This window comes from Nioella sp. (assembly GCF_965215655.1).
Lineage (GTDB): Bacteria > Pseudomonadota > Alphaproteobacteria > Rhodobacterales > Rhodobacteraceae > Nioella.
The window spans coordinates 2,118,293-2,140,645 of the sequence record NZ_OZ244111.1 but is presented as its reverse complement, the minus strand read 5'-3'; the positions used below and the strand labels follow the sequence as shown (position 1 = coordinate 2,140,645).

The following is a 22,353-nucleotide window of genomic DNA, read 5'->3' as shown; positions in this document are numbered from 1 at the left end:
TCCTTTCCTAGGGTCAGGCGCTGCGCAGGTTGGGGATGGCGGGCTGTGCCCCCAGGGTCTCGTCCAGCTTGGCATGGCTGTCATCGGCAAGTGCCGCCGCGATGGCGCCACGTAAGGTGGGGGCCGCGTCTGACATCTGACCGCTGGCAATGGCCGGGCGCACCCCGCCCGCCATGATCCGCGCATAGGCCGTTTTGCCCCGCATCAGCGTATCGGAATAGCCTTTCAGAACGCGGGGCAGTTCGGCCAGGGCCTCTGCGAAGTCAGGCGCGCGGGGCAGGGCGGTGTCCATCGCCTCCAGCCATTCCGTAATCGCCGCCTGTTCCTGAGCGAACCTGAAGGACCTGCGGCGGATACGGCGAAACCCCGCCATTAGGCGCAGCATCCAATAGCCCGCGACCCCGTTGGACCGGACATGAAGGCCACGGCCAAGGAAGGGCAGACCCTTGCCCGCCTCCACCCGCGCCATGATGCGCGCGCCAAGCCGGGCGGGCAGGATATCGGCGATCTCCTCGGCACGGGGTTTGAGGTATTCCGTCACCGTCATCACCTGTCCGGGCTGCATCTTCGCCTCGGCCCGGATGCGGGCGAAACGCTCGGGCCTTGTTTTCAGATCGGCCACGCGGGCGATATCCTCGTAGGCCATCCACAGCGCCAGACGGCGGCAGGCCTCCTTCACCGCATGGGCGGCGCTCGGGATGGACAGGTCCGCCGCCGCGATCAGCCGGTCGGCATGGGCGCGGTAGGTCTCGCCATAGGCCGCGTCCTGATAGTCGGTGCAGCGCTCCACCCCGAGGCGGATCACCTCGGTGATATCTGCGGGAATGTCGGATGCCGGGGTCTGGGGGACCGGCACAGGCGTATCACGCAAGTCCTGCACCGCTTGCGCGGCTGCGTCGAACCCGGCGCGGCTGGCGGTTGCAGACCGACCCTCCCCCAGTATGGCCCGTGACTCTGCAATGTCCCATGGCAACACACCGCTGCCAGCCAGGGCCCCGAACATGGTGGCACTGACGAAAGTGGCGCTGTCTTCGGCGATCTGGCCCAGATCCAGCAGGTACGCGTTCCGCGCCAGCGCCTCGGCCGTGCGCCGCACGTTGTCTTCACAATAGCGCCCGTCACCCAACTGGATCTTCTCCGCCGTCGAATAGGTGCGCGCGGTCGAGGATATGAGCGTCGTCAGCCTGGGCGAGACAAAGCCCGCCGCCATCACCCGCGCCGTTTCTACCAGTTCGGACGACACCACCACATCGACCCGCCCCGGCATCGGCACGAGGCTGAGGACAGAGCCCGCCGCATCCTTGCCCGCGATCTCGATATAGTAGCTGGTCGAACCGGTGCGCTGCGCCACGCCGGGCACCGAGGTGGCCTGCGCGACGAACCCGGCGTCCCGCGCAGCCTGCACGATCCAGTTCATCAGAACGCCGCCGCCTTCCCCGCCAAGGGCTGCCAGCAGGATCCGCAGGGGGGGATTTTCCGCGCCTGTCATGCCGCCGCCCCCAACGTGAATATCCGGCGCAACTGGCTGCGTGTTCTGTCCCACCAGGTCGGGTTGCTGATCACCTCGGCTCGCCAGAAGGATGGGCAGAGCGTCGCCGCATGGGCGACCTCGCCGCACAGGCCGCAGCCGACGCAGCCATTTGTGACATGGGCGACGGGATCGGTTTTCAGGGGATCGGTCGCGGTTTTCACGGTCAGGGTCGGGCAGCCGGACAGGCGAATGCAGGAATGATCGCCGGTGCAGGTGTCTTCATCGACGCCAAAGCGGGTGCGCAGGACGCGCTCCCCTTCGGCCAGAGCCTTGGCGCGGATCGGTTTCACGCGCCGCTGCCGTTCCAATTGGCATTCACCCTCGGCCACGATGACCTTTAACCCGCTGAACTTGGTCGAAAACGCCTCGCGCAGTGTGTCGCGCATTTGCGAAACCTTGTAGGTGTGCACCGTGCGCAGCCATTTTACGCCGACGCCCTGCAGCGCATCCTCGATGGTGGTCTCACCATGCGTCGCGCTTTTTTCTGCCGCCGCCAGTTTCAGCGCCGGATCGGGCGAGGAGATGACCTCCTGCGTGCCGGTGGCCGAGGTATATCCATTCTTCATGATCACCAGCACCCCGTCACCGCCGTTCAAAAGCCGAGAGGTCACGCCCGACAGCAACCCGTTGTGCCAAAACCCGCCATCACCCATCACGGCGAGCGGGCGCTTTTGCTGAAAACTGGCGACCGAAGCGTTGGAGGCAAGGCTCATCCCATAGCCAAGAATGGAGTTCCCGAAATTGAACGGCGCGAAGGTCGCGAAGGCGTGGCAGCCGATATCGGCGGAATAGTGGACAGGCCCGATCTCCTGCTGGGTCAGCTTCAGCGCAGCGAAGAAGGGCCGTTCCGGGCAGCCGGTGCAAAAGCTTGGCGGGCGTGGGGGGACAGGGGCGGCCAGCAACCGCTGCGCCTCTGCCCGGAGCGCCTCGATCTCCTCGGCATAGGCGGTGTCGCCCAATTGGTTGCCGATGCCCGGCAGATGCTCTCTCAGGAAAGTGCCGACGCCCTTGGCCATGACCTCGGACGTGTATTCGCCCGCCAGGGGCAGAATGTCCTTACCCGACAGCACCACCGGCGATTTCGCGCGTCGCAGGATGGTGCCGATCTCATTCTCGATATATTCCGGCTGGCCTTCCTCCAGCACCAGAACCGCGGTCTTGCCGTCCGCAAAGCCAAGGATTTCCTCAGGTACAAGAGGATAGACGACGTTCAGTGCCATGATCGGCAGGTCGCAATTGCCTTCCGCATCGGCCAGCCCCAGTTCCGCCAGGGACCGGATCAGCGCATTGTACAGCCCGCCCTGAACGATGATCCCCACATCGCCCTGCGTGCCTTGGAAGACCTCGTTCAGACGATGCTCGTGAATGAACGCTCGCGCGGCGGCCATGCGTTCGCTGCTTTTCTTGCGCTCATGGCCGAAGGTCACGGGCGGGTGCGCCAGTTGTTCATATTGGTGAGGTGCGGGTTCCGCCAGCAACCGCCGCCCCGAAATCGCGGGCGCGATATTGTCCTTGGCCTCGAATGATCCCTGAACGTGGCAGGCGCGGATACGCAGCTCCATCATCACCGGCGTGTTCGATGCCTCTGACAGCTCGAACGCCCGTTCCACGCAATTCACGATAGAGGGCAGGTTCGGGCGCGGGTCCATCAGCCACAGGGTCGATTTCATCGCATAGGCATGGGTGCGTTCCTGGATGACGCTGGAGCCTTCGCCGTAATCCTCGCCCACGATGATCAGCGCACCGCCCATGACGCCGGGCGAGGCGAGGTTGGACAGCGCGTCCGCCGCCACATTGGTTCCGACGATGGATTTCCACGTCACCGCGCCGCGCACCGGATACATGATCGACGCCCCCAGCATTGCCGCGGCAGAGGCCTCGTTCGTGCAGGGTTCCACATGGACGCCAAGTTTCGCCATGTCGGGCGCGGCTTGCACCATGACGTCAATCAGGTGAGAGACCGGTGCGCCCTGATAGCCGCCCACATATGACACGCCCGATTGCAGCAGCGCCTTGGTGACGGCCAGAATACCCTCGCCATGAAAGGTCTCACCCGCACCAAGCTTCAGTTTTTCGATTTCTCTGGCGAATGAGACTTCCATCTGTGGCCCTCCCTGTGCGCCCTGAGCATCCGGTGCGAAAACCCTTTCGTCAAACGGATAGGCGCAATAATCTTCATTCATGAAATCAATGAAACTACGCGCCCTCGATCTGAACCTGCTGCGAATGCTGGTGACGCTGGATGACACGCGGTCGGTGTCGCTTGCGGGCGAAAGGTTGGGTCTCAGTCAGCCTGCCGCTTCCAATGCGTTGGCCCGATTGCGTCAGGCGCTAAACGACCCGCTGTTCCTGCGCACGCGGGATGGGATGGTGCCCACGGGCTACTCCGAAACCATCCTTCCCGACATTCGCGCCCATCTTGAGGGGCTCTTTTCCGCCCTTGAACAGGGCACGCGCTTCGATCCGGGCCGCAGCACGCGGGTGTTTCGCCTGTCGCTGTCCGGTCTGGGTGAGGCGGTGTTTCTGCCCCGCCTTGCGGTGCGGGTCTTCCAGGCGGGGCCGGGGCTGCGATTGATCAACACGGCAACGCCCACTGCGGCGCTCGGCCAGGCGCTGGAGCTGGGGGAGGTGGACCTTGCCATCGGGATGCTGGGACTGTCGGGGCGCGGTATCCGCTCCACCCGTCTCTTTGATGAGGACTATGTCGCGATCGCAGGCGCGGGGCTGAACGACCCGCCCCAAGACCTTGCTGCCTTGTACCGGGCAAAGATCATGGTGCCCGCCCCGGCCACGACCTTTGGCGGGGCGGTGGACAGGGCGTTGGAGGCGAGGGGGCTGGCCGGGCAGGTGGTGCTCCGGCTTGGTCATTTCGGTGCTTTGCCACAGCTCCTGGCGGATCTCGATCTGGTGGCCGTGGTGCCGCGGCAGTTGGCCGACCAACTGGTCGCGGCAGGGCAGGCGCGGTTGCTGCCGGTAAGGATTTCTGAAAGTGCCAGTCCGATCCGCATGATCTGGCACGGTCGATCCGACAGCGATCCCGCCTGCACCTGGCTTCGAGAACAGGTTCAGGACCTTTTCGCAGATTGCTAGCCTCGCTTGCGCCTTGCGCCTTGCGGCGGGGCCGGGAATATGATTGCGGCGACCATAGCGAGGCGAGGAACGATGCAGGACGCGGTGACAATTCAGGATTGGATCGACCGCAGCGCAACTGCAACGGATGTGTTGCGCCCGCAACCGGCTCGCTTCATGCAGGCCACGCTGGACCGTGATCCCGGTCTGGTCGACGGAGACGCCCTGCCGCCGCTGTGGCATTGGCTCTATTTCCTCGACGCGCGCCCCACCAGTGAGCTTGGCCGCGATGCCCATCCCCGCAAGGGCGGGTTTTTGCCCCCGGTCGATCTGCCGCGCCGCATGTGGGCCGGGGGCCGCGTCCATTTCCATGCGCCATTGATCCTCGGGCAAGAGGCCAGCAAACGGTCCACTATTCTTTCGGTCAAGGAAAAACAGGGCCGCAGCGGCAGGCTTTGTTTCGTGACGGTGGAACATGCGCTGTTTCAGAACGGGGAACCGGCCCTGACAGAGGAACATGACATCGTCTACCGGGAAGATCCCGCGCCGGACGCGCCCCTGCCGACGCCGGTCATGGCCCCGATCGATGCCGAGATTTCCGAGCCTGTGACGCCGACCGAGGTCATGCTGTTCCGCTATTCGGCGCTGACCTTCAATGGCCACCGTATCCATTACGATGTGGATTACGCCCGCGAGGTGGAGGGATATGAGGGCCTCGTTTTTCACGGACCGCTGACCGCGACCCTGCTGATCGACCTTGCCTGTCGCCATCGTGGCCAGCCCCCAAAGACGCTGTCCTATCGCGGTGTCGCTCCGCTGGCGGGGCTGGCGCCGTTCCGCATCGAGGCGGCGACCGAGGGCGAGGTCAGCTCGGTCTGGGCGAAACGGCAGGACGGCTCGCTGGCCATGAGCGCGGAAGTGACGTTCTGAACATGCCCCGGAGGCCCCGGGCAGGAGCATCCGGTGGCGATGGGTCAGGCATCCTGCCAGGCGGGCTGCCGTTTCTCGATGAAGGCGCCAATGCCTTCCTGCGCGTCCAGGGCCATCATGTTGTCGACCATCACCCGAGAGGCGTAGTCATAGGCCTCGTCCAGCGGCATCCCGCGTTGCGCATAGAAAGCACGCTTTCCGGTGGCAAGCGTCAGGCTGGATTTGGAGGCGATCTTCCTGGCCACGTCCATGGTGACGGCCTGTAGCTCGTCAGAGGCCACCACCTGATTGACCAGCCCGATCTCCATGGCGCGGTTTGCGGGCGTCATGTCTCCGGTCAGCAGCATCTCCATCGCGTGCTTGTCGGCGACATTGCGCGACAGGGCCACCATGGGCGTGGAACAGAACAGGCCGATATGCACACCGGGTGTGCTGAACCGGACATTGTCCGCCGCATAGGCCAGATCGCAGCTTGCGACCAGTTGACACCCCGCTGCCGTGGCTGTTCCCGCCACCTCTGCGATCACCGGTTTGGGACAATTGACAATCGCCTGCATGACCCCGGAACACATGGCCATGACCTTGGAAAAATAGGCGCGTCCGTTGTCTTCGGCGTCCCGACCCGCGGTCATTTCCTTCAGGTCGTGCCCCGCACAGAAGGCAGGCCCGTGAGCCGCCAGAACAATCACCCGAACCTGCGGGTTTGCACCCGCCTCGGCGAAGGCGGTTCCCAGTTGGGTCAGCATCGCCTCGGACAGGGCATTGCGCCGCCTGACATCATTCAGGGTCAGTCGCAGGATGCCATCATGGTCAAGCACTTGGTCCAACAGGTCGGTTGATTGCTCGGGTTGCTGCACGGGTTCAGTCCTTCGGCGACGTCAGAGAATGTTGATTTCCACGCTGTCGGCCAGCGAGTTGGCGATGAAGCAATAGCGATGCGCGCGGTGCTGCATCTGCTCCAGTTCGGCGTCCGACACAGAGAAACCGGTGTCGAAGCGCACCACCGGGTGCAGGTCGATCCGGGTGACCGACATCTGTCCTTTCGGGTTCTTGCCCAGATGCGCCACTGCATAGTCGTGGTAGCTGGCCACCGGCCAGTCAGCCTTGGCGCACAGCGCCAGGAAGGTCATCATGTGGCAACTGGACAGGGCCGAGGCGAGCGCCTGTTCGGGGTTGGTGTTGGCGGGATCTCCGCCCCAGTCGGGGGCGGAGTCGACGTCAACCTCGTAGCTGTTGTTGAACTGAACACGATGCGCGTTCGAGTATTTCCCGGTTTGCAATACGGGCTCGGCACGATGCCAGTGCAACTGGATCGAAAGATCGGACATGGATCAGGTCTCTTCTGCAGGGTCGCTCAGGCAGCGGCGATGGACTTCTTGGGGTCGTAGAACGGGAACTCGACCATGGTGGCGCGGGTCGGGCCCGACTTGGTCACCACCTCCACCTCCGATCCCAGAACCGCGTGCTCCACCGACACCATCGCCAGCGCGATATTCTGCTTCAGGCGCGGCGAATAGACGGCCGAGGTCACCTTGCCGATGGTCTCGTCGCCCTGGTTGATCGGCCAGAAGGTGGTGTTCGGCCCCTGAAGAGGGTCGCAGTCGATGACCAGACCGATCTGCTTGCGGGTGACGCCCTCTTCCTTGATCCGCTTCAGCGCGGCCTTGCCGATGAACTCCGCATCCATGTCGAGATTGACCAGACGGTCGAAGCCAAGCTCGAACGGGTTGGTGTGGATGTCGGCATCGGCGTGGTAGGACAGCATTCCGCCTTCGATCCTGCGGATCGACGAGGTGTGGCCGGGCTTCAGCCCGTGCTCCATGCCCGCTGCCATGATCCGTTCCCACAGGGCATCGCCCTGAGTGCCGTCACGCAGATATAGCTCATATCCCAGTTCACTGGACCAGCCGGTACGTGACACGATCAGCGGGATACCGTCGAGATCGACTTCACGCAGCCAGTAGTATTTCAGGTCCATGATCTCTTCGCCAAATAGCGCCTGCATGATCAGACCCGATTTCGGCCCTTGAAGTTGCAGCGGCGAGACATCGGGTTCGCAGATCGTCACATCCATCCCCGAATGCACCGCGACGCCCTGGGCCCACAGCAGGATGTCGCTGTCAGCCAGCGAGATCCAGAAGTGGTTTTCCGCCAGGCGCAGCAGGATCGGATCATTCAGGATGCCGCCCTTGGCATTGGTGATCAGGATGTATTTGCATTGGCCCACGGCCATCTTGGACAGATCGCGCGGGGTCAGCATCTGAACAAAGCGCGCCGCATCCGGTCCGGTGATCTCGACCTGACGTTCAACAGCCACGTCACACAGGATGGCCTCGTTCACGAGGTTCCAGAAATTCTGTTCCGGATCGCCGAAATCACGAGGGATATACATATGATTGTAAACGGAAAAACCCTTTGCGCCCCACCGGACGGTGGCGTCGAAATAGGGGGATTTGCGGATCTGGGTGCCAAACCCGAAGTCGTCTGCTTGTGTCATGTGTTCGCCCTCATAACTGCTGACCGTTCGGGTCAGGGCATCGTTGAAGCTGGCGATCTTTTAGGGCCGATTCCGCCGAAGATGCGGTCCGAAAACGCGGGGTTTTCAGACCGTTCCGTCCGAAAAAAAATTCAAAACAGACCGTTCGGTCGCCGTGCTACCTATTGGCCTGCGCAATCAGTTTGGCAAGGTTCGGGCGGCTTACCTTCACCTGCCGGGTGGCGATGTAGGTCATGTAGCGATTGATCTCGACTTCGGAGGAGAGCAGCACCTCCATCACCGCCTGGAATGCCGCCAGATTCGGGGTGGCGGTCTTGATCACGTAATCCATGCCGCCCCCGGTCGCGATGCACTCGGTGATCTCGTCCAGCGAGTTGATCAGCGCCTCGAATCTCTCGAAATCGGCCTTCCGGTGATTGGTCAGCGATATGGTCACCACGACCTGGGTGAAATCAACGATCCGCTCCAGTGCGATGTCCGCATGATAGCCCCGGATATATCCAGCCGCCTTGAGCCGGTCGAGACGGGCCCAACAGGGGGTGGGGGACAGGTGCACAAGCTCGGCAAGACGGGTCTTGCTCAGTTGCCCGTGCTGCTGAACCGCGCTGAGAATACGGATATCCGTGATGTCGAGTCCGGTCTTTTTCATGATGAGCTCTTGCGGCGTTTCTGATTCGCGCACGATGCAGCAATTTCAAGCGTGCGCACCGCAGGATAGGCGATGAAGCCATCTCGATCTCGGGGGATTCCGACCCCTGCCGCTATCGCTGCGTCACTTCGGGCGCAGGCGGGGGCGTGTCACTCGCCGGAGCCGGTCTTCTGGAACTCGCCGCTTTCCAGGACCGGCGAGGCATCAATGTCCTCGGCGTCCAGCATCGACGCGACACGTTCCAGCGCCGCGATCAGGGCGGCCTGTTCCCAATCTTCCATGGCCGAGAACTTGCGCACGAAACGCTGTTGCAGCGGGTCGGGGGCGTCGGCAAGGGCGCGAATGCCTTTTTCGGTGATCACGATATTGGTTTGCCGCCGGTCGGTCTGAGACCTCTCCCGGACCACCATTTCCTGTCGCACGAGCTTGTCTACCAGTGACGTCACCGTGGCCTGCGAAATCCGCATCTGCTGCGAGATCGCCGTCGCGGTGCACTGACCTTTCTCCGAGACGATCTGCAAGACCCGCAACTGCGCCGCGGTCAGGCCGACGGATTGCGCGAGGTTGCGGCTGAACTGGTTCGTAGCCAGCAAAATGCGGCGCAGGGCGATAAGGCTGGTATCGACGCGATCCATGTCCGGATGCTGGCACAGGCGATGTCATGAATCAATGTGCTGGAAGATGTGTAAGCTTTGGCTTGCGAAGTATTAACGGCGAGGTGATCACGGCAAATGGGCCGCTTTATCCCGAAATTTGGCCAATATGTCGCGGAATTTCCGCTGAGCTTGAAAACTCGACCCGGACTTGATACTTAGCCATTCAAAGCAAACATGAGGTAAAAAGCAAATGCGACATGCGCTCGAGTTTTTTCGCAAGAATACGCCCACGCTGCGGGAGCCCGCCGCCGAGGATGGTGCGGAGATCTGGGAACTGGTGCGCGCGTGCAAGCCGCTCGACGAGAACTCCATGTATTGCAACCTGATCCAGTGCGATCATTTCCGCGATACCTGCGTCGTGGCCGAGCTTGACGGCAAGGTTGTCGGCTGGGTGTCGGCCTATGTGCTGCCCTATGACCCGGAAACCCTGTTCGTCTGGCAAGTGGCCGTGTCCGAGACGGCGCGTGGCACCGGCTTGGGCACGCTCATGCTGTCGAGCCTGCTGGAACGTCCGGCCTGTGCCGATGTTCAGCGCCTTCAAACCACGATCACGGCCGATAACGAGCCGTCCTGGGCGCTGTTCCGCAAGTTCGCCGGGCATCGCGACTCCAAACTCGACGTGCAGGCGCACTACACGCAGGCGCTGCATTTCCGGGACCGCCACAGCACCGAGCACATGGTCACCATCGACCTGCAGGAGCGGTTGCGCAACGCGGCCTGAGCCCCGCGTCGCGACCGCCTGCACCTTCCCCCAAAGAAAAACCCAAAAGGACCCATTATGCCGACTGCCAAGTCAGCCGAAATTTCTGTATTCAAACGCCGCGAGTCCGAGGCGCGCAGCTATTGCCGCAGCTTCGACAAGTTGTTCACCAGTGCTGCGGGATCGGAACTCACCGATTCCAAGGGGCGCAGCTATATCGACTTTCTGGCCGGCTGTTCGTCGCTGAACTACGGCCATAATGATCCTGACATGAAACAGGCCCTGATCGACCATATCGCGTCGGACGGTCTGGCGCATGGGCTCGACCTGCATACCGATACCAAGGCCGCGTTTCTGGAGGCCTTCGACGCCCATATCCTCAACCCGCGCGGCATGGATCACAAGGTCATGTTCACCGGTCCGACCGGGGCCAACGCGGTCGAAGCGGCGATGAAACTGGCCCGCAAGGTGACCGGGCGCACCAATATCATTGCCTTCACCAACGGGTTTCACGGCGTGACACTCGGGGCGCTTGCGGCGACCGGCAATGGATATCACCGCGGTGGCGCGGGCATGACGCTGCACGGCGTCACGCGTATGCCCTATGACGGCTATTTCGGCGAGGCGACGGATTCCGCCGATTTTCTCGAGGCAATGCTGACCGACAGTTCCAGCGGCATCGACGCGCCTGCGGCGATCCTGCTGGAAACGGTGCAGGGCGAAGGCGGACTGAACGCGGCCAGCCCCGAATGGCTGCGGCGGGTGGCGGATCTTGCCCGCGACCATGGTGCGTTGCTGATCGTTGACGACATTCAGGCCGGATGCGGCCGGACCGGCACCTTCTTCTCCTTCGAGGAGATGGACGTCATGCCGGATATCGTGACGATGGCAAAATCCGTGTCGGGCTTTGGCCTGCCAATGTCATTGCTTCTGGTGCGTCCCGAATACGACGTGTTCGGCCCGGCCGAACATAACGGCACCTTCCGTGGCAACACCCATGCCTTCGTGACCGCCCGCGTCTCGATCGAGAAGTTCTGGAGCGATCCGGGCTTCGCGAACGACATCGCGCACAAGGCCCGCCTCCTGACCGACGCGCTGAACGGCGTAGCCGATCTGGTGCCCGGTGCGACGCTGAAAGGCCGTGGCATGATGCAGGGTGTGGATGTGGGGTCCGGCGACCTCGCTGCCGATATCTGTGCGCGCGCCTTCCAGAAGGGGCTGATCATCGAAACCTCGGGCAACGAGGATCAGGTGGTCAAGGTTCTGGCCCCGCTGACCACGCCCGAGACGCTGTTCCGCAAGGGGTTGAACATCCTTCTCGACGCGGCGCGCGATGCGACGCTCGGCACCAAGATAGCGGCGGAGTAAGCCATGATTGTCAGGGATTTCAACAAGATCATCGAAGAAGAGCGCGACCGCGTCGTTTCGGATGCCGAATGGTCCTCGGTGCGCATGCTGCTGGCGGGTGACGGGATGGGGTTTTCCTTTCATATCACCTTTCTCAATGCCGGTTCAGAACATGTGTTCGAGTACAAGAACCACTCCGAAAGCGTCTATTGCATGCAAGGCAAGGGCTCGATCACCGATCTCGCCACCGGCGAGACGCACGAGATCAGGCCCGGCGTCATGTACGCGCTGAATGAACATGACCGTCACGTGCTGCGTGCCGAGGAAGAACTGGCGATGGCCTGCGTGTTCAATCCGCCGGTGACCGGCAAGGAAGTGCACCGCGCGGACGGCTCCTACGCTGCTGCGGAAGAATTGGCTGACTGACCCATGACCCATACTGTCGAGAAGATCGGCGGCACGTCCATGTCGAGGCTGGACGCGCTGCGCGATACCCTGTTCATCGGTAACCGGAGTGGTGCCGACCTCTATGGTCGCATGTTCGTGGTCTCAGCCTTCGGGGGTGTGACCGACCTGTTGCTGGAGCACAAGAAATCCGGCGATCCCGGCGTCTACGCCCGCTTTGCCGGGGCAGAGTCCGATCATGGCTGGCACGGCGCACTGGACCGCGTCGCAGACGCGATGACAGACGCCCATGGCGCGGTGCTGGATCATCCCGCCGACCGGGAGCAGGCGGATGCCTTCGTTCTTGAACGGATCGAGGGCACCCGCAATTGCCTTGTGGATTTGCGCAGGCTTTGCTCCTACGGCCATTTCCGTCTGTCCGAGCATCTGTTGCAAGTGCGCGAATTGCTGTCGGGCCTTGGCGAAGCGCATTCGGCCTTCACCGCGACCCTGCTGTTGCAACGCGCAGGGGTGAATGCCCGGCTGGTGGACCTGACCGGCTGGCGCGATGAGCAGACGGTCGATCTTGAAGATCGCATCAAGGGTGGCATCGAAGGGATTGATATCAATTCGGAAATGCCGATCGTCACCGGCTACGCGCAATGCGCCGAGGGTTTGATGCGCGAATTCGATCGCGGATATTCCGAGATCACCTTTTCGCGCCTCGCGGCGCTTTCCGGCGCGCGGGAGGCGATCATTCACAAGGAATTCCACCTGTCCTCTGCCGACCCGCGCCTGGTCGGGGCGGACAAGGCGCAGAAGATCGGCCACAGCAACTATGACGTGGCCGACCAGCTGTCGAACATGGGGATGGAGGCGATCCACCCCAAGGCAGCCAAAACCCTGCGGCAGGCGGATGTTCCGTTGCGCGTCACCAATGCGTTCGAACCGGGCGATCCCGGCACCCTGATCGACGACCGCCCGGCGGAATCGCCCGAGGCCGAGATCGTGACCGGCCTCGATGTCATCGCGCTGGAAGTGTTCGAACAGGACATGGTCGGGGTGAAAGGCTATGACGCCGCGATCCTCGACGTGCTGACGCGTCACAATGTTCGGATCGTGTCGAAGCTGTCCAACGCCAACACGATCACCCATTACGTGGACGCCTCGCTGAAGATCATGCGGCGCGTGGAGAAGGACCTTGAACGGCTCTATCCGGCGGCGCGCATCACCTCGCGCAAGCTGGCCATCGCCTCGGTCATTGGCCGGGATCTGAGCGGGCTGTCCATCCTGAGCCGTGGCTTGCAGGTCATTGCCGAAGCCGGGCTTGAGGCCGTGGGCGCCTTGCAGGGACCGCGCAGCGTCGATGTTCAGTTCGTCATGGAATGCAGCGATCTGGACAGGACGATCGGCGTTCTGCACGCGGCGCTGATCCCGGCGGCAGGCGACAGCCCCCTGTCAAAGGCCGCTTGACGGGGGTAGGGGCGGGCTAGGGCGTCTTGCCGTCGCTGGCCGCCTCGCGCATCCAGCGTTGCAGATGCAGGATGGAATGCTCGGAATTCACGCCGCAGGCGGGATCGACGACAAGCGGCCCCGGAACATAGCCGCGCGATTTGAGGCCGCGCTGGACGCTTTCGACAAGGTGAATGTCTTCCTCCACCGTGGTGGCGCGGTCCTGCTGCGCCATGCGGCGGACGGTTTCGTCGTCGAAGCCACCAACCGAATACCAGCCGCGCCAGACCACCACGTGATCGGCATCCACCGCGCGCCAGTGATAGGTGTTCAGCAGGTTTCCAGGATAGACCTGAAAGCTGAACATCGGCCACAGGAACCAGCTTGAATACTTGTCGTTATTCGCGAACCCGCTGTCGATGTCATAGGTCATCTGGCTGAGATCGTTGCATTCTGTCGTGTGACGCAGGCAATAGCCCTGGGGCTGGATGTCGTAGGTTTCGGGCCGGATCACGCCGGTGGAGAAGGTGGGGTGGTTCAGGCTGCAATGATAGCATTCGGAATAGTTCTCCACCGAAACCTTCCAGTTGCAGTTTTCCGGGATTTCCACCCATTCCAGCGGTTTGAGTTCCGCCCAGTTGGGTACGAAGGTCTCCAGCTCGGCGCGGGCATTGGGAAACCAGTCCTCCATCGGCTTGGCATGCGGGTCGAGATTGACGAAGACGAAGCCCAGAAACACCTCGGTGCGCACTTCCGTCAGGCAGATTTTCGACGCGTCGAATCCTGGCACCGATTTCGCGTTCGGCGCGGCGCGCAAACCGCCGGTAAGTTCATAGGTCCAGGCGTGGTAGGGGCAGACGATGACGCGGGTCGAGCCTGCACCGCTGACAAGCTGATGCGCCCGGTGCTGGCAGACATTGTAGAAACTGCGGATTTCGCCATCGCGCCCCTTGATCGCGAACAGGCTTTCATCGCCCAGATCGAACGCGACGTAATCGCCGGGGTTTTCCAACTGACTGGCATGGCAGGCGAATTGCCAGGTGCTGGCAAGAAGCCCGGCCTTCTCGACTTCGAAAACCTGCGGGTCGGTGTAGAATTTCGCATCGAGCGAGCGGGTCGGATTGGTCATGTGATCAGTCCACTGAGAAGATGAAACGATGCTGCCAGCAGGGCAGGGTGGAAGGTCTGCACGCCAAAGCGGATTGTTCGATGGGCGTCAGGGTCATTCGTTGCCTTCGGTGTAGATGCCAAGCTTGTGGCGCCGGTCATGAAATCTTTCGACCCGATCCACGATCTCATCGGAGGCAACCGCGATGACGAAGCTCAGCAGGGTTTCCAGAAGCGCGATGGTCGGCACCGACGAGGGGAAGAATTGCGGCGTGTCGACGGCGACGACAAAGCCGTGATCGGCAGCGCGGATGATGGGGCTGGCGGGGCTGTCGGACAGGCCGATGATTGTCATGCCCTGCTCGCGGGCAACCTCGATGGCAGCCACAGCCTCGCTGCGGTAGGGGCGCATCGACATGGCGATCAGTACGTCGCGGCTGTCGGCCCAGGCCAGATCGTCGACGGCGGTCGATCCGGGGCGGGGGATCGCGTGGAACTGCGTCATGCCGGTGGAGGCCAGATAGGTGAAGTTGCGCGCATTGGCATTGTTCACGCCGACACCGAGGGTAAAGACCTGTCGGCTGGCCCAGATCGCTTCTGCCGCCGCTTTCATGGCCTCGGCACTGGTGGCGGCAAAGCTTTCCTCGATATTGCGGATCGCGGCCTCAGCCATGTCGGCATAGAGCCCGCCGAGATCTCCGGATTTGCGGATATCCTGCAACCAGCGGGCCCGGTCGGGAAAGCTGATCGCCCCCTTGCGGATCGCATCGCGGAAGGGGGCGCGGAAATCCTCGTACCCCTCGAACCCCGCCTGCCGCGCCATGCGCACCACGGTGTTGGGCTTGACCTTGGCGGCCTCGGCGATCTCTCGAACGGTCGAGACGCCCACATCCTGCGGATTCTCCAGCACATAGCGTGCGGCTTTCTGCGCCTCTGGTGTAAGGGCGTCCCATTCCTCGGTCAGCCGGTCGAGAATGGCATGCGTCGAGGAGGTGTTTGCGGATGATGGTATGTTTGTGTCATTCATGATTGACGATGGTATATTTGTGCGATTAGCCTGTCTACAGGAAAAGTGACTCGCCAACAGGATTGCCCCAAATGTCGCAAAAAGAATTCCCGACCCACGCCCGCGTTGTCATCGTCGGCGGCGGTGTCATGGGATGTGGTCTTGCCTATCACCTAGGCCATGAAGGATGGGGGCCGGACACGGTCCTGCTGGAAAAGGCCGAACTGACCAGCGGCAGCACCTGGCATGCGGCGGGGCAGATTACCCATTCCACCAGCTCCTATGGGCTGGGGCGGATGGTCGATTACAATATCGGGCTTTATTCCAGGGTGCTGGAGGAAGAGACCGGCCAAGCCGTCACATGGCATGGCTGCGGGTCGTTCCGGCTGGCCTATACGGAAGACGAGATGGACTGGCTGCGCCATACCCTGTCGGTGGGGCGCGCGCTTGGCTTCAATATCGAACTGGTGGGGCCGGAGTTCATCGCGCAGAAGCATCCGTTCTACAATCTAGATGGGGTGCTCGGCGCGCTTTATACCCCTGATGACGGCCATGTAGACCCTTCGAACGTCACCATGGCCATGGCCACCGGCGCGCGCCAGAAAGGCGTTCGCATCATCCGCCGTTGCCGGGCCACCAACATCACACAGCTGCCCTCCGGCGAATGGCTGGTGGAGACGGAGCAAGGCGCAATCACATGTGAACATGTGGTTAACGCAGGCGGCACCTATGCGCGCCAGATGGGCGAATGGTCGGGCCTGCAATTGCCGATGACTTCAATGACCCACCACTATCTTGTCACGGAAGAAGTTCCTGAATTCAAAGATTTGGACACCGAACTTCCAGTGGTGCGCGATGACAGGATGGTCTCCGGCTATATCCGGATGGAGCAGAAAAAGGGCCTTATCGGCATCTATGAGAAGGAAAACTCCAACTCCGTCTGGGAAGATCATTGCCCGTGGGAGGCAGAGAACGAGCTCTTCCAGGCCGATTACGACCGCATCATGCCCTGGCTCGAAAACGCGATGGAGCGGATGCCAATCTTCGCGGAACTTGGCATCACCCGAGAGGTCCATGGCGCGATCAGCCATCCGCCCGACGGCAACCCGATGGTCGGGCCCGCCCCCGGCGTGACAAACTACTGGTGCTGTTGCGGCACCCAGATCGGCATTGGCTGGGGCCCCGGCCTGACCCGCGAACTGGCGCGCTGGATGGTCCATGGCGCAGCCGACATCAACATGCGCGACTACGATCCGCGCCGGTTCGGCAGCTACGCCACCAAGGATTGGCAGGTGATCAAGGCGCATGAGGATTACAAGCTGCGCCACGAAATCCCCTTTCCGCATTTCAACCGGCTGGAGGGCCGCCCGATCAAACCCTCGCCGCTCTACGACCTGCTGAAGGACAAGGGCGCGGTCTATGAGGAGGTCTACGGGTTTGAACGCCCCCGCTGGTTCGCGCGGGGGGAGGTGGAGCAGCGCGACCACTATTCCTTCCGCCGCACGCCTGTCTTCGACATGGTGGCCGAGGAATGCCGCGCGGTGCGCGAACGGGTGGGCATCATGGATGTGACGGCCTTCACCAAGGTCGAGGTCTCGGGGCCTGACGCATACGCTCTCCTTGACCGGCTGGTCGCCAACCGGATGCCGCAAAAGGATGGTGGGATCATCCTGACCCATATGCTGAACCGCCGCGGCCGGATCGAGCTGGAATGCACAATCGTGCGGATGGCTGAGGACCGATACTACCTCGTCTGCGCGGCCTTCTTCGAACAGCGCCTGCTGGATCACTTGGCCAAGAACAAGGGCAGTGAAAACGCGACTATCACCGCGCTGTCCTCCACCTGGTCCGCCCTGTCATTGAACGGCCCCAGATCGCGCGACGTGCTGGCCGCCTGCACCGATGTCGATCTCTCCAACGCGGGCTTCCGCTGGCTCAGTGCGCAGGAAATCACCGTCGCCGGACACCGGGTCTGGGCCTTTCGCATGTCCTATGCGGGCGAGCTTGGCTGGGAACTGCACATGCCCGATGCCGCTTGCCTCGACGTCTACACCGCGCTTTGGGCGGCGGGCGAGGCCCATGGTATCGCGGATTACGGCAGCTTCGCGATGAATGCGTTGCGCATGGAAAAGGCCTTCCCCGGCGCGGGTGAACTGACCAACGAGGTTACCTTGCCCGAGGCCAATGTCATGCGCTTCGTCAGGCTCGACAAGGACTACCTGGGGGCCGAGGCCACGCGCGCCAGCGCGGAAAAAGACGAACAACCCTGGATCTGCACCTATCTGGAGATCGAGCCCGACGGCATCGAGGACGGGCATGGTGGCGAAGCGGTCAGGCTGGATGGCAAAGTCGTGGGGGCCACCGCCTCCGTCGCCTATGGCCATACGGTCGGAAAAATCCTCGCCTTCGCCTATCTCAAACCTCATGCCACCACCCCCGGCACCGCGCTTGAGGTGCTGATTGCCGGCGAACCCCGTGCGGCCCGCGTTCTGGGTGCCCCGGCCTATGACCCCGACAGCCTGCGGCCCAGAACGGACAGCGCCGCATGATCGGTCTTCTAGGTCCAAATAGTCCGGGGGAGTCGGCGTCAACCGACGGGGGCAGCGCCCCCTGCCGTGTGATCCGCAAGGATCACGCGCGGATCGACGCCGAAGGCGGCGAAATCCCCATAGTCACAGGAGAGCACCCATGATCCCGACCACCATGTCAGCCATGATCCTCACCGGCCACGGCGGCCTCGACAAATACGAGTGGCGAGAAGACTGGCCGGTTCCCAGCCCCGCCCCCGGCGAGGTACTGATCAGGGTTGGGGCCTGCGGCATGAACAATACCGATGTGAACACCCGCTCGGGCTGGTATTCCAAGGCGGTGACGGACCGAACGACGGGTGAGGGTTTCGAAACAGTAAATGACGAAGACCCATCCTGGGGCGGTGCGCCCCTTGCCTTCCCGCGCATCCAGGGGGCCGATGTCTGCGGGCAGATCGTGACCGTCGGCGATGGCGTGGATGCGGCCCGCATCGGCGAGCGGGTGATTACCGACAACTGGCTGCGTGACCCTGATGACCTGACCAACAAGGCAAAAACGGGCTATTTCGGCTCTGAGCGCGATGGCGGTTTTGCGCAATACTGCACCATCCCGGCGCGCAACGCGCTGGCGGTGCAATCGGACCTCTCGGATGCCGAGCTTGCGACCTTTTCCTGCTCTTATTCCACCGCCGAGGGCATGCTGACCCGCGCGCAGGTAACTGACGCCGATACCGTACTGGTCCCCGGCGCGTCCGGCGGCGTCGGCGGCGCGTTGGTGCAATTGGCAAAGCGGCGCGGCGCGCGGGTCATAGCGATGGCAGCGGAGGCGAAACATGCCGAGGTCGCGCAGCTTGGCCCCGACCGCATCCTGCCGCGCGCACCTGAGAACCTGCGCGCGGCCCTAGGCGATGAGAAAATCACCGTCGTGGCCGATATCGTCGGCGGCCCCTACTGGCCCCAGCTCATCGACGTGCTGGACCGCGGCGGGCGCTACACCTGTTCGGGCGCCATTGCGGGGCCGATGGTGGAGCTTGACCTGCGCACGCTCTACCTGCGTGACCTGACCTTCACCGGCTCCACCGTCATCGACCTCGACGTGATGCCCAATCTTGTCCGCTACATAGAGGCAGGTGAGATCAAACCGGCGCTCGCCGCCACCTACCCGCTGGCACAGCTTCGCGAAGCCCAGACCGCCTTCATCGAGAAACGCCACACCGGCAACATCGTGGTGATCCCGTGACCCCCGTCGATCTGGCTTTTGCCCGCGCCTATCATGCGCTGACCATGCTGGTGGCCTCCACCCCCGCGCTGATGGGCTTCGCTGGCTGGCCCCTCGCTTTACCCGCCCCCAAGGCGCCCCGCCCGATCCCCGCAGCCGACATCCTCAAGGCCTGGTCCGAGGGCCATATCGACGCCACCCTCGCCACAAGCAACGCGATCCGCGACCTGACCGACTACGCGGACTGGCAGCAGACCTATACCGTGGACGAGGTCGGGCAGGATTTCCTCAACCGCTACGGCTGGTTCGAGCTGGTGGGGCCTGAAGGCCATTACCGGTCCGACGAGATCCGCGTCTACATCGCCTATTGGGGCGAGAACCTCTATTACCCCTGGCATCTGCACGAGGCCGAGGAACTCTACTACATTCTCGCAGGCGAAGCGCTGTTCGAGGCCGAGGGCGAGCCCCCCGTCACCCTACGCCCCGGCGATATCCGTATCCACCGCTCGAACCAGCCCCACCAGATGACCACCGGTGACAGCCCTGTTCTGGCGCTTGTCCTGTGGCGCGGCGCCGGGCTGACGGGCGTGCCACGGATGGGCACCGCATGATCATCCAAGCAGCACAAGGCCCCCGGACATGACCGACATGACCTGCACCGCCGACCAACTTATCGACGACGCCCGCACCCGCGTGACCCGCTTCACCTTCGCACCGGGGCAGCAAACCGGCTGGCACCGGCACGGCTTCGACTACGTCATCACCGCGCTCACCGACTGCCACATGCGGCTGGAACATCCCGACGGGACTGTCACCGAAACCACAGTGCCCGCAGGCGCCGCCTATCGCCGAATCGAGGGGGTCGAACACAACGTGATCAACGCGGGCAGCGCAGAGATGTCCTTCATCGAGGTCGAACTGAAATGAAGCTGACCCGCATCACCGTCTACCATGTCGACCTGCCGCTGGAGCATCCTTATTGGCTTTCCGGCGGGCGGCTGAAATTCGAAACGCTCGACGCGACCTTCGTGAAGCTGGACACCGACGAAGGCATCACCGGATGGGGCGAGGGTACGCCCTGGGGCCACACCTATGTGCCCGCCCACGGCCCCGGCATCCGGGCAGGGATCGAGACCATGGCCCCCTTCCTCCTTGGCCTCGACCCGCGCCGGGTGCTCGATGTGGAACGCGCCATGGACCTCGCGTTGCCCGGTCATCTCTACGCGAAATCCCCCATCGACATGGCCTGCTGGGACATAGCCGGTCAGGCGGCGGGCCTGCCGATTGCCGATCTTATGGGCGGCGGCAGCCGCACGCCGCGCCCCATCGCGTCTTCGGTCGGGGCCAAGACCGTCGAGGAAACCCGCGCCGTGATGGACCGCTATCGCCAGCGCGGCTATATCGCCCATTCCGTCAAGATCGGCGGCGACGTGGCCCGCGACATCGCCCGCATCCGGGACGTGGAGGCACACCGCGCCCCGCATGAGATCATCCTCTACGACGTCAATCGCGGCTGGACCCGTCAACAGGCCCTGTCGGTTATGCAGGCCACGGAAGAGCTCTGCGTCATGTTCGAACAGCCCGGTGAAACGCTCGACGACATCGCCGCGCTCCGCGCGAAACACGCGGCCCCTGTCAGCGTGGACGAGGCGCTCGTCACCCTGCAGGACGCAACCCGCATCGCCCGCGACGGTCTGGCGGAGGTCTTCGGCATCAAACTGAACCGCGTGGGTGGGCTGACCAAGGCGGCCCGTATGCGCGATGTGGCGCTCGCCCATGGCATCGACATGTTCGTCATGGCCACCGGCGGATCGGTGCTGGCCGATACCGAGGCGCTGCATTTCGCCGCCACCATTTCCGATGCGAACTGCAAGGCGGTCTGGGCCTGCCAGGACATGATCACCGTCGATATCGCGGGTGGTCGCGGTCCGCGCAATCTCGACGGCCACCTGCATCTGCCCGAGACACCCGGCCTCGGCGTCCACCCCGACGAAAACGCCCTCGGACAGCCCGTCGCCATCTATGAGGCCTGCTGATGCCCTTTCATCTTGGCAAAAATACCTCGGGGGAGTCGGCGTTAGCCGACGGGGGCAGAGCCCCCTCCCGCGCGATCGGACCGGTCGCGCGCGGATCGACGCCGAAGGCGGCGAAACCCTCATCAGGACAACGCGCATGAAACTCACCCGCATCTCCCTCTGGCATGTGCCGCTGACCAGCCATGAGACCTATTACATGGCCGACGGCAAGACCTGCGACACGGTCGAAACCGTGGTCATCGCGCTCGATACCGATACCGGCCTTACTGGCTGGGGTGAGGTTTGCCCGATCCCGCATTACCTGCCGGCCTACGCCCGTGGCGTGGCCCCGGCCCTGACCGAGCTTGCCCCCGTCCTGCTTGGCACCGACCCGATCGGGCCAGAGGCAATGATGCGCAAGGCCAACGATTGGCTGATCGGTCACCGCTACGCCAAATCCGCCCTCGATATCGCGCTCTGGGATCTTACCGGGCGGGCCGCCGGGCTGCCGCTCTACACGCTTCTGGGCGGACGGCAGGCGCAGGACATGCCGCTTTACCACTCCATCACCTGTATCGCGCCCGAAGACATGGCCCGCATCGCGCGTGAGGCACAGGCCAGCGGCATCACCCAGTTCCAGGTCAAGCTCGGGGCAGACAGCAACTGGCAGGCCGATGTTGCCCGGCTGCGCCTCGTGCGCGAGGCCGTGGGCGAGGGCCCGCTCGTCTATGGCGACTGGAACTGCGGCGCGACCTCGCTCGATGCCACCCGCGTGGGCCGGGCGGTGTCGGATCTCGATATCATGCTGGAACAGCCCTGCGCGACGATCGAGGATTGCGCGCGGGTGAAAACCGCGACCGGCCTGCCGATGAAGCTCGACGAACTGGCCCATGACACCGAAAGCCTGCTCAAGGCCCACGCCCATGGCTGCATGGATGCAGTGGCGCTGAAGCTGTCGAAATTCGGCGGGCTCTCCGCCACCCGCGCTGCGCGCGACCTGTGCTATCATCTGGGCGCGAAGATGTGCATCGAGGATACCTGGGGCAGCGATATCACCACCGCCGCGCTGTCCCATCTGGCAGCGTCCACGGATCCGCGCCGCCTGCTCAATACCTGTGACCTTTCCGGCTATGTTGCCCCGCGTCTTGCCCCCGATGCACCGGGTCGCAAGGCCGGCCGCCTTTCGCCCCCCGATGGCCCCGGCCTCGGGATCCTGCCTGATCGTCAGGCGCTTGGACACCCCGACCTGATACTGGAGTGACC

21 protein-coding genes are annotated in these 22,353 nt (G+C 63.2%); 12 read left to right on the top strand and 9 right to left on the bottom strand.

What is annotated here, in order from left to right; translation table 11 throughout:
- Positions 1–13: 13 nt before the first annotated feature.
- Together ACOOEX_RS10660 and ACOOEX_RS10655 are read right to left on the bottom strand one after the other, a co-directional pair.
- A complete protein-coding gene (locus tag ACOOEX_RS10660; RefSeq protein ID WP_420394818.1) occupies positions 14–1,489 on the bottom strand; it encodes an indolepyruvate oxidoreductase subunit beta family protein in 1,476 nt (491 codons plus the stop codon).
- Positions 1,486–3,633 (bottom strand): thiamine pyrophosphate-dependent enzyme, encoded by a 2,148-nt coding sequence (locus ACOOEX_RS10655; protein WP_420394817.1) that lies wholly within the window; start codon positions 3,631–3,633, stop codon positions 1,486–1,488. The genes ACOOEX_RS10660 and ACOOEX_RS10655 overlap by 4 nt, the downstream gene beginning before the upstream one ends.
- Positions 3,634–3,721: 88 nt before the next feature.
- Here ACOOEX_RS10655 and ACOOEX_RS10650 point away from each other — a divergent pair, with 88 nt between their 5' ends.
- Entirely contained in the window at positions 3,722–4,621 is a 900-nt protein-coding gene (locus tag ACOOEX_RS10650) for a LysR family transcriptional regulator (RefSeq protein ID WP_420394816.1), read from the top strand.
- A 72-nt stretch (positions 4,622–4,693) separates the two neighbouring features.
- Positions 4,694–5,530 carry an FAS1-like dehydratase domain-containing protein gene (locus ACOOEX_RS10645; protein WP_420394815.1) on the top strand — a complete coding sequence of 279 codons (837 nt, stop codon included), beginning with the start codon at positions 4,694–4,696 and terminating at the stop codon, positions 5,528–5,530.
- Positions 5,531–5,574: 44 nt separating this feature from the next.
- Here the strand turns inward: ACOOEX_RS10645 and ACOOEX_RS10640 are convergent, their stop codons facing one another.
- From ACOOEX_RS10640 to ACOOEX_RS10620, 5 genes are all read right to left on the bottom strand, one after another.
- Entirely contained in the window at positions 5,575–6,387 is an 813-nt protein-coding gene (locus ACOOEX_RS10640; RefSeq protein ID WP_420394814.1) for an enoyl-CoA hydratase, read from the bottom strand.
- A 21-nt stretch (positions 6,388–6,408) separates the two neighbouring features.
- Positions 6,409–6,858 (bottom strand): OsmC family protein, encoded by a 450-nt coding sequence (locus ACOOEX_RS10635; protein ID WP_306047216.1) that lies wholly within the window; start codon positions 6,856–6,858, stop codon positions 6,409–6,411.
- A gap of 26 nt (positions 6,859–6,884) precedes the next feature.
- Positions 6,885–8,027, bottom strand: coding sequence for a glycine cleavage T C-terminal barrel domain-containing protein (locus ACOOEX_RS10630; RefSeq protein ID WP_420394813.1), 1,143 nt, complete (start codon positions 8,025–8,027; stop codon positions 6,885–6,887).
- Between the two features lie 157 nt (positions 8,028–8,184).
- Entirely contained in the window at positions 8,185–8,676 is a 492-nt protein-coding gene (locus ACOOEX_RS10625) for an Lrp/AsnC family transcriptional regulator (RefSeq protein ID WP_420394812.1), read from the bottom strand.
- A 149-nt stretch (positions 8,677–8,825) separates the two neighbouring features.
- Positions 8,826–9,311 carry a MarR family winged helix-turn-helix transcriptional regulator gene (locus tag ACOOEX_RS10620; protein ID WP_071690070.1) on the bottom strand — a complete coding sequence of 162 codons (486 nt, stop codon included), beginning with the start codon at positions 9,309–9,311 and terminating at the stop codon, positions 8,826–8,828.
- Positions 9,312–9,522: 211 nt separating this feature from the next.
- Between ACOOEX_RS10620 and ectA the strand changes: the two genes are divergently transcribed.
- From ectA to ACOOEX_RS10600, 4 genes are read left to right on the top strand one after another with little or no spacing between them, the layout of a single operon-like run.
- Positions 9,523–10,053 (top strand): diaminobutyrate acetyltransferase, encoded by a 531-nt coding sequence (gene ectA, locus ACOOEX_RS10615; protein ID WP_071690069.1) that lies wholly within the window; start codon positions 9,523–9,525, stop codon positions 10,051–10,053.
- Positions 10,054–10,110: 57 nt separating this feature from the next.
- Positions 10,111–11,400 (top strand): diaminobutyrate--2-oxoglutarate transaminase, encoded by a 1,290-nt coding sequence (gene ectB / locus ACOOEX_RS10610; RefSeq protein ID WP_420394811.1) that lies wholly within the window; start codon positions 10,111–10,113, stop codon positions 11,398–11,400.
- Positions 11,401–11,403: 3 nt separating this feature from the next.
- Positions 11,404–11,805 (top strand): ectoine synthase, encoded by a 402-nt coding sequence (locus ACOOEX_RS10605; protein WP_420394810.1) that lies wholly within the window; start codon positions 11,404–11,406, stop codon positions 11,803–11,805.
- Between the two features lie 3 nt (positions 11,806–11,808).
- On the top strand, positions 11,809–13,236 hold the full coding sequence (locus tag ACOOEX_RS10600; RefSeq protein ID WP_420394809.1) for an aspartate kinase: 1,428 nt from the start codon (positions 11,809–11,811) through the stop codon (positions 13,234–13,236).
- A 16-nt stretch (positions 13,237–13,252) separates the two neighbouring features.
- On the opposite strand, the gene ACOOEX_RS10595 is transcribed toward ACOOEX_RS10600, so the two are convergent.
- Together ACOOEX_RS10595 and ACOOEX_RS10590 are read right to left on the bottom strand one after the other, a co-directional pair.
- Positions 13,253–14,344 (bottom strand): aromatic ring-hydroxylating oxygenase subunit alpha, encoded by a 1,092-nt coding sequence (locus ACOOEX_RS10595; protein ID WP_420394808.1) that lies wholly within the window; start codon positions 14,342–14,344, stop codon positions 13,253–13,255.
- Between the two features lie 93 nt (positions 14,345–14,437).
- Positions 14,438–15,349, bottom strand: coding sequence for a MurR/RpiR family transcriptional regulator (locus ACOOEX_RS10590; protein WP_420394807.1), 912 nt, complete (start codon positions 15,347–15,349; stop codon positions 14,438–14,440).
- Positions 15,350–15,420: 71 nt separating this feature from the next.
- Between ACOOEX_RS10590 and ACOOEX_RS10585 the strand changes: the two genes are divergently transcribed.
- The 6 genes from ACOOEX_RS10585 to ACOOEX_RS10560 all read left to right on the top strand — a co-directional run bounded on the left by ACOOEX_RS10585 (position 15,421) and on the right by ACOOEX_RS10560 (position 22,351).
- Positions 15,421–17,877: an FAD-dependent oxidoreductase gene (locus tag ACOOEX_RS10585; RefSeq protein WP_420394806.1), complete on the top strand. Its 2,457-nt coding sequence runs from the start codon at positions 15,421–15,423 to the stop codon at positions 17,875–17,877.
- A gap of 139 nt (positions 17,878–18,016) precedes the next feature.
- Complete coding sequence (locus ACOOEX_RS10580; RefSeq protein ID WP_420394805.1) at positions 18,017–19,096, top strand: alcohol dehydrogenase family protein; 1,080 nt, start codon at positions 18,017–18,019, stop codon at positions 19,094–19,096.
- Positions 19,093–19,686, top strand: coding sequence for a dimethylsulfonioproprionate lyase family protein (locus ACOOEX_RS10575; RefSeq protein ID WP_420394804.1), 594 nt, complete (start codon positions 19,093–19,095; stop codon positions 19,684–19,686). The genes ACOOEX_RS10580 and ACOOEX_RS10575 overlap by 4 nt, the downstream gene beginning before the upstream one ends.
- Before the next feature lie 28 nt (positions 19,687–19,714).
- Positions 19,715–20,002, top strand: a complete 288-nt coding sequence (locus ACOOEX_RS10570; protein WP_420394803.1) for a cupin domain-containing protein — start codon at positions 19,715–19,717, stop codon at positions 20,000–20,002.
- Positions 19,999–21,111, top strand: coding sequence for a mandelate racemase/muconate lactonizing enzyme family protein (locus tag ACOOEX_RS10565; RefSeq protein ID WP_420394802.1), 1,113 nt, complete (start codon positions 19,999–20,001; stop codon positions 21,109–21,111). Before ACOOEX_RS10570 ends, ACOOEX_RS10565 begins: the two co-directional genes overlap by 4 nt.
- Before the next feature lie 136 nt (positions 21,112–21,247).
- Positions 21,248–22,351, top strand: coding sequence for a mandelate racemase/muconate lactonizing enzyme family protein (locus tag ACOOEX_RS10560; RefSeq protein ID WP_420394801.1), 1,104 nt, complete (start codon positions 21,248–21,250; stop codon positions 22,349–22,351).
- The last annotated feature ends 2 nt before the right edge of the window (positions 22,352–22,353 follow it).

Bases quoted from the DNA above. Each gene is read 5' to 3' on its own strand.
- ACOOEX_RS10655 (WP_420394817.1), bottom strand. From the start codon at position 3,633: ATGGAAGTCTCATTCGCCAGAGAAATCGAAAAACTGAAGCTTGGTGCG.
- ACOOEX_RS10565 (WP_420394802.1), top strand. From the start codon at position 19,999: ATGAAGCTGACCCGCATCACCGTCTACCATGTCGACCTGCCGCTGGAG.
- ACOOEX_RS10650 (WP_420394816.1), top strand. From the start codon at position 3,722: ATGAAACTACGCGCCCTCGATCTGAACCTGCTGCGAATGCTGGTGACG.
- ACOOEX_RS10585 (WP_420394806.1), top strand. From the start codon at position 15,421: ATGTCGCAAAAAGAATTCCCGACCCACGCCCGCGTTGTCATCGTCGGC.
- ACOOEX_RS10635 (WP_306047216.1), bottom strand. From the start codon at position 6,858: ATGTCCGATCTTTCGATCCAGTTGCACTGGCATCGTGCCGAGCCCGTA.
- ACOOEX_RS10660 (WP_420394818.1), bottom strand. From the start codon at position 1,489: ATGACAGGCGCGGAAAATCCCCCCCTGCGGATCCTGCTGGCAGCCCTT.
- ACOOEX_RS10630 (WP_420394813.1), bottom strand. From the start codon at position 8,027: ATGACACAAGCAGACGACTTCGGGTTTGGCACCCAGATCCGCAAATCC.
- ACOOEX_RS10590 (WP_420394807.1), bottom strand. From the start codon at position 15,349: ATGAATGACACAAACATACCATCATCCGCAAACACCTCCTCGACGCAT.
- ACOOEX_RS10595 (WP_420394808.1), bottom strand. From the start codon at position 14,344: ATGACCAATCCGACCCGCTCGCTCGATGCGAAATTCTACACCGACCCG.
- ACOOEX_RS10625 (WP_420394812.1), bottom strand. From the start codon at position 8,676: ATGAAAAAGACCGGACTCGACATCACGGATATCCGTATTCTCAGCGCG.
- ectB (WP_420394811.1), top strand. From the start codon at position 10,111: ATGCCGACTGCCAAGTCAGCCGAAATTTCTGTATTCAAACGCCGCGAG.
- ACOOEX_RS10560 (WP_420394801.1), top strand. From the start codon at position 21,248: ATGAAACTCACCCGCATCTCCCTCTGGCATGTGCCGCTGACCAGCCAT.
- ACOOEX_RS10580 (WP_420394805.1), top strand. From the start codon at position 18,017: ATGATCCCGACCACCATGTCAGCCATGATCCTCACCGGCCACGGCGGC.
- ACOOEX_RS10645 (WP_420394815.1), top strand. From the start codon at position 4,694: ATGCAGGACGCGGTGACAATTCAGGATTGGATCGACCGCAGCGCAACT.
- ACOOEX_RS10600 (WP_420394809.1), top strand. From the start codon at position 11,809: ATGACCCATACTGTCGAGAAGATCGGCGGCACGTCCATGTCGAGGCTG.
- ACOOEX_RS10570 (WP_420394803.1), top strand. From the start codon at position 19,715: ATGACCGACATGACCTGCACCGCCGACCAACTTATCGACGACGCCCGC.
- ACOOEX_RS10605 (WP_420394810.1), top strand. From the start codon at position 11,404: ATGATTGTCAGGGATTTCAACAAGATCATCGAAGAAGAGCGCGACCGC.
- ACOOEX_RS10620 (WP_071690070.1), bottom strand. From the start codon at position 9,311: ATGGATCGCGTCGATACCAGCCTTATCGCCCTGCGCCGCATTTTGCTG.
- ectA (WP_071690069.1), top strand. From the start codon at position 9,523: ATGCGACATGCGCTCGAGTTTTTTCGCAAGAATACGCCCACGCTGCGG.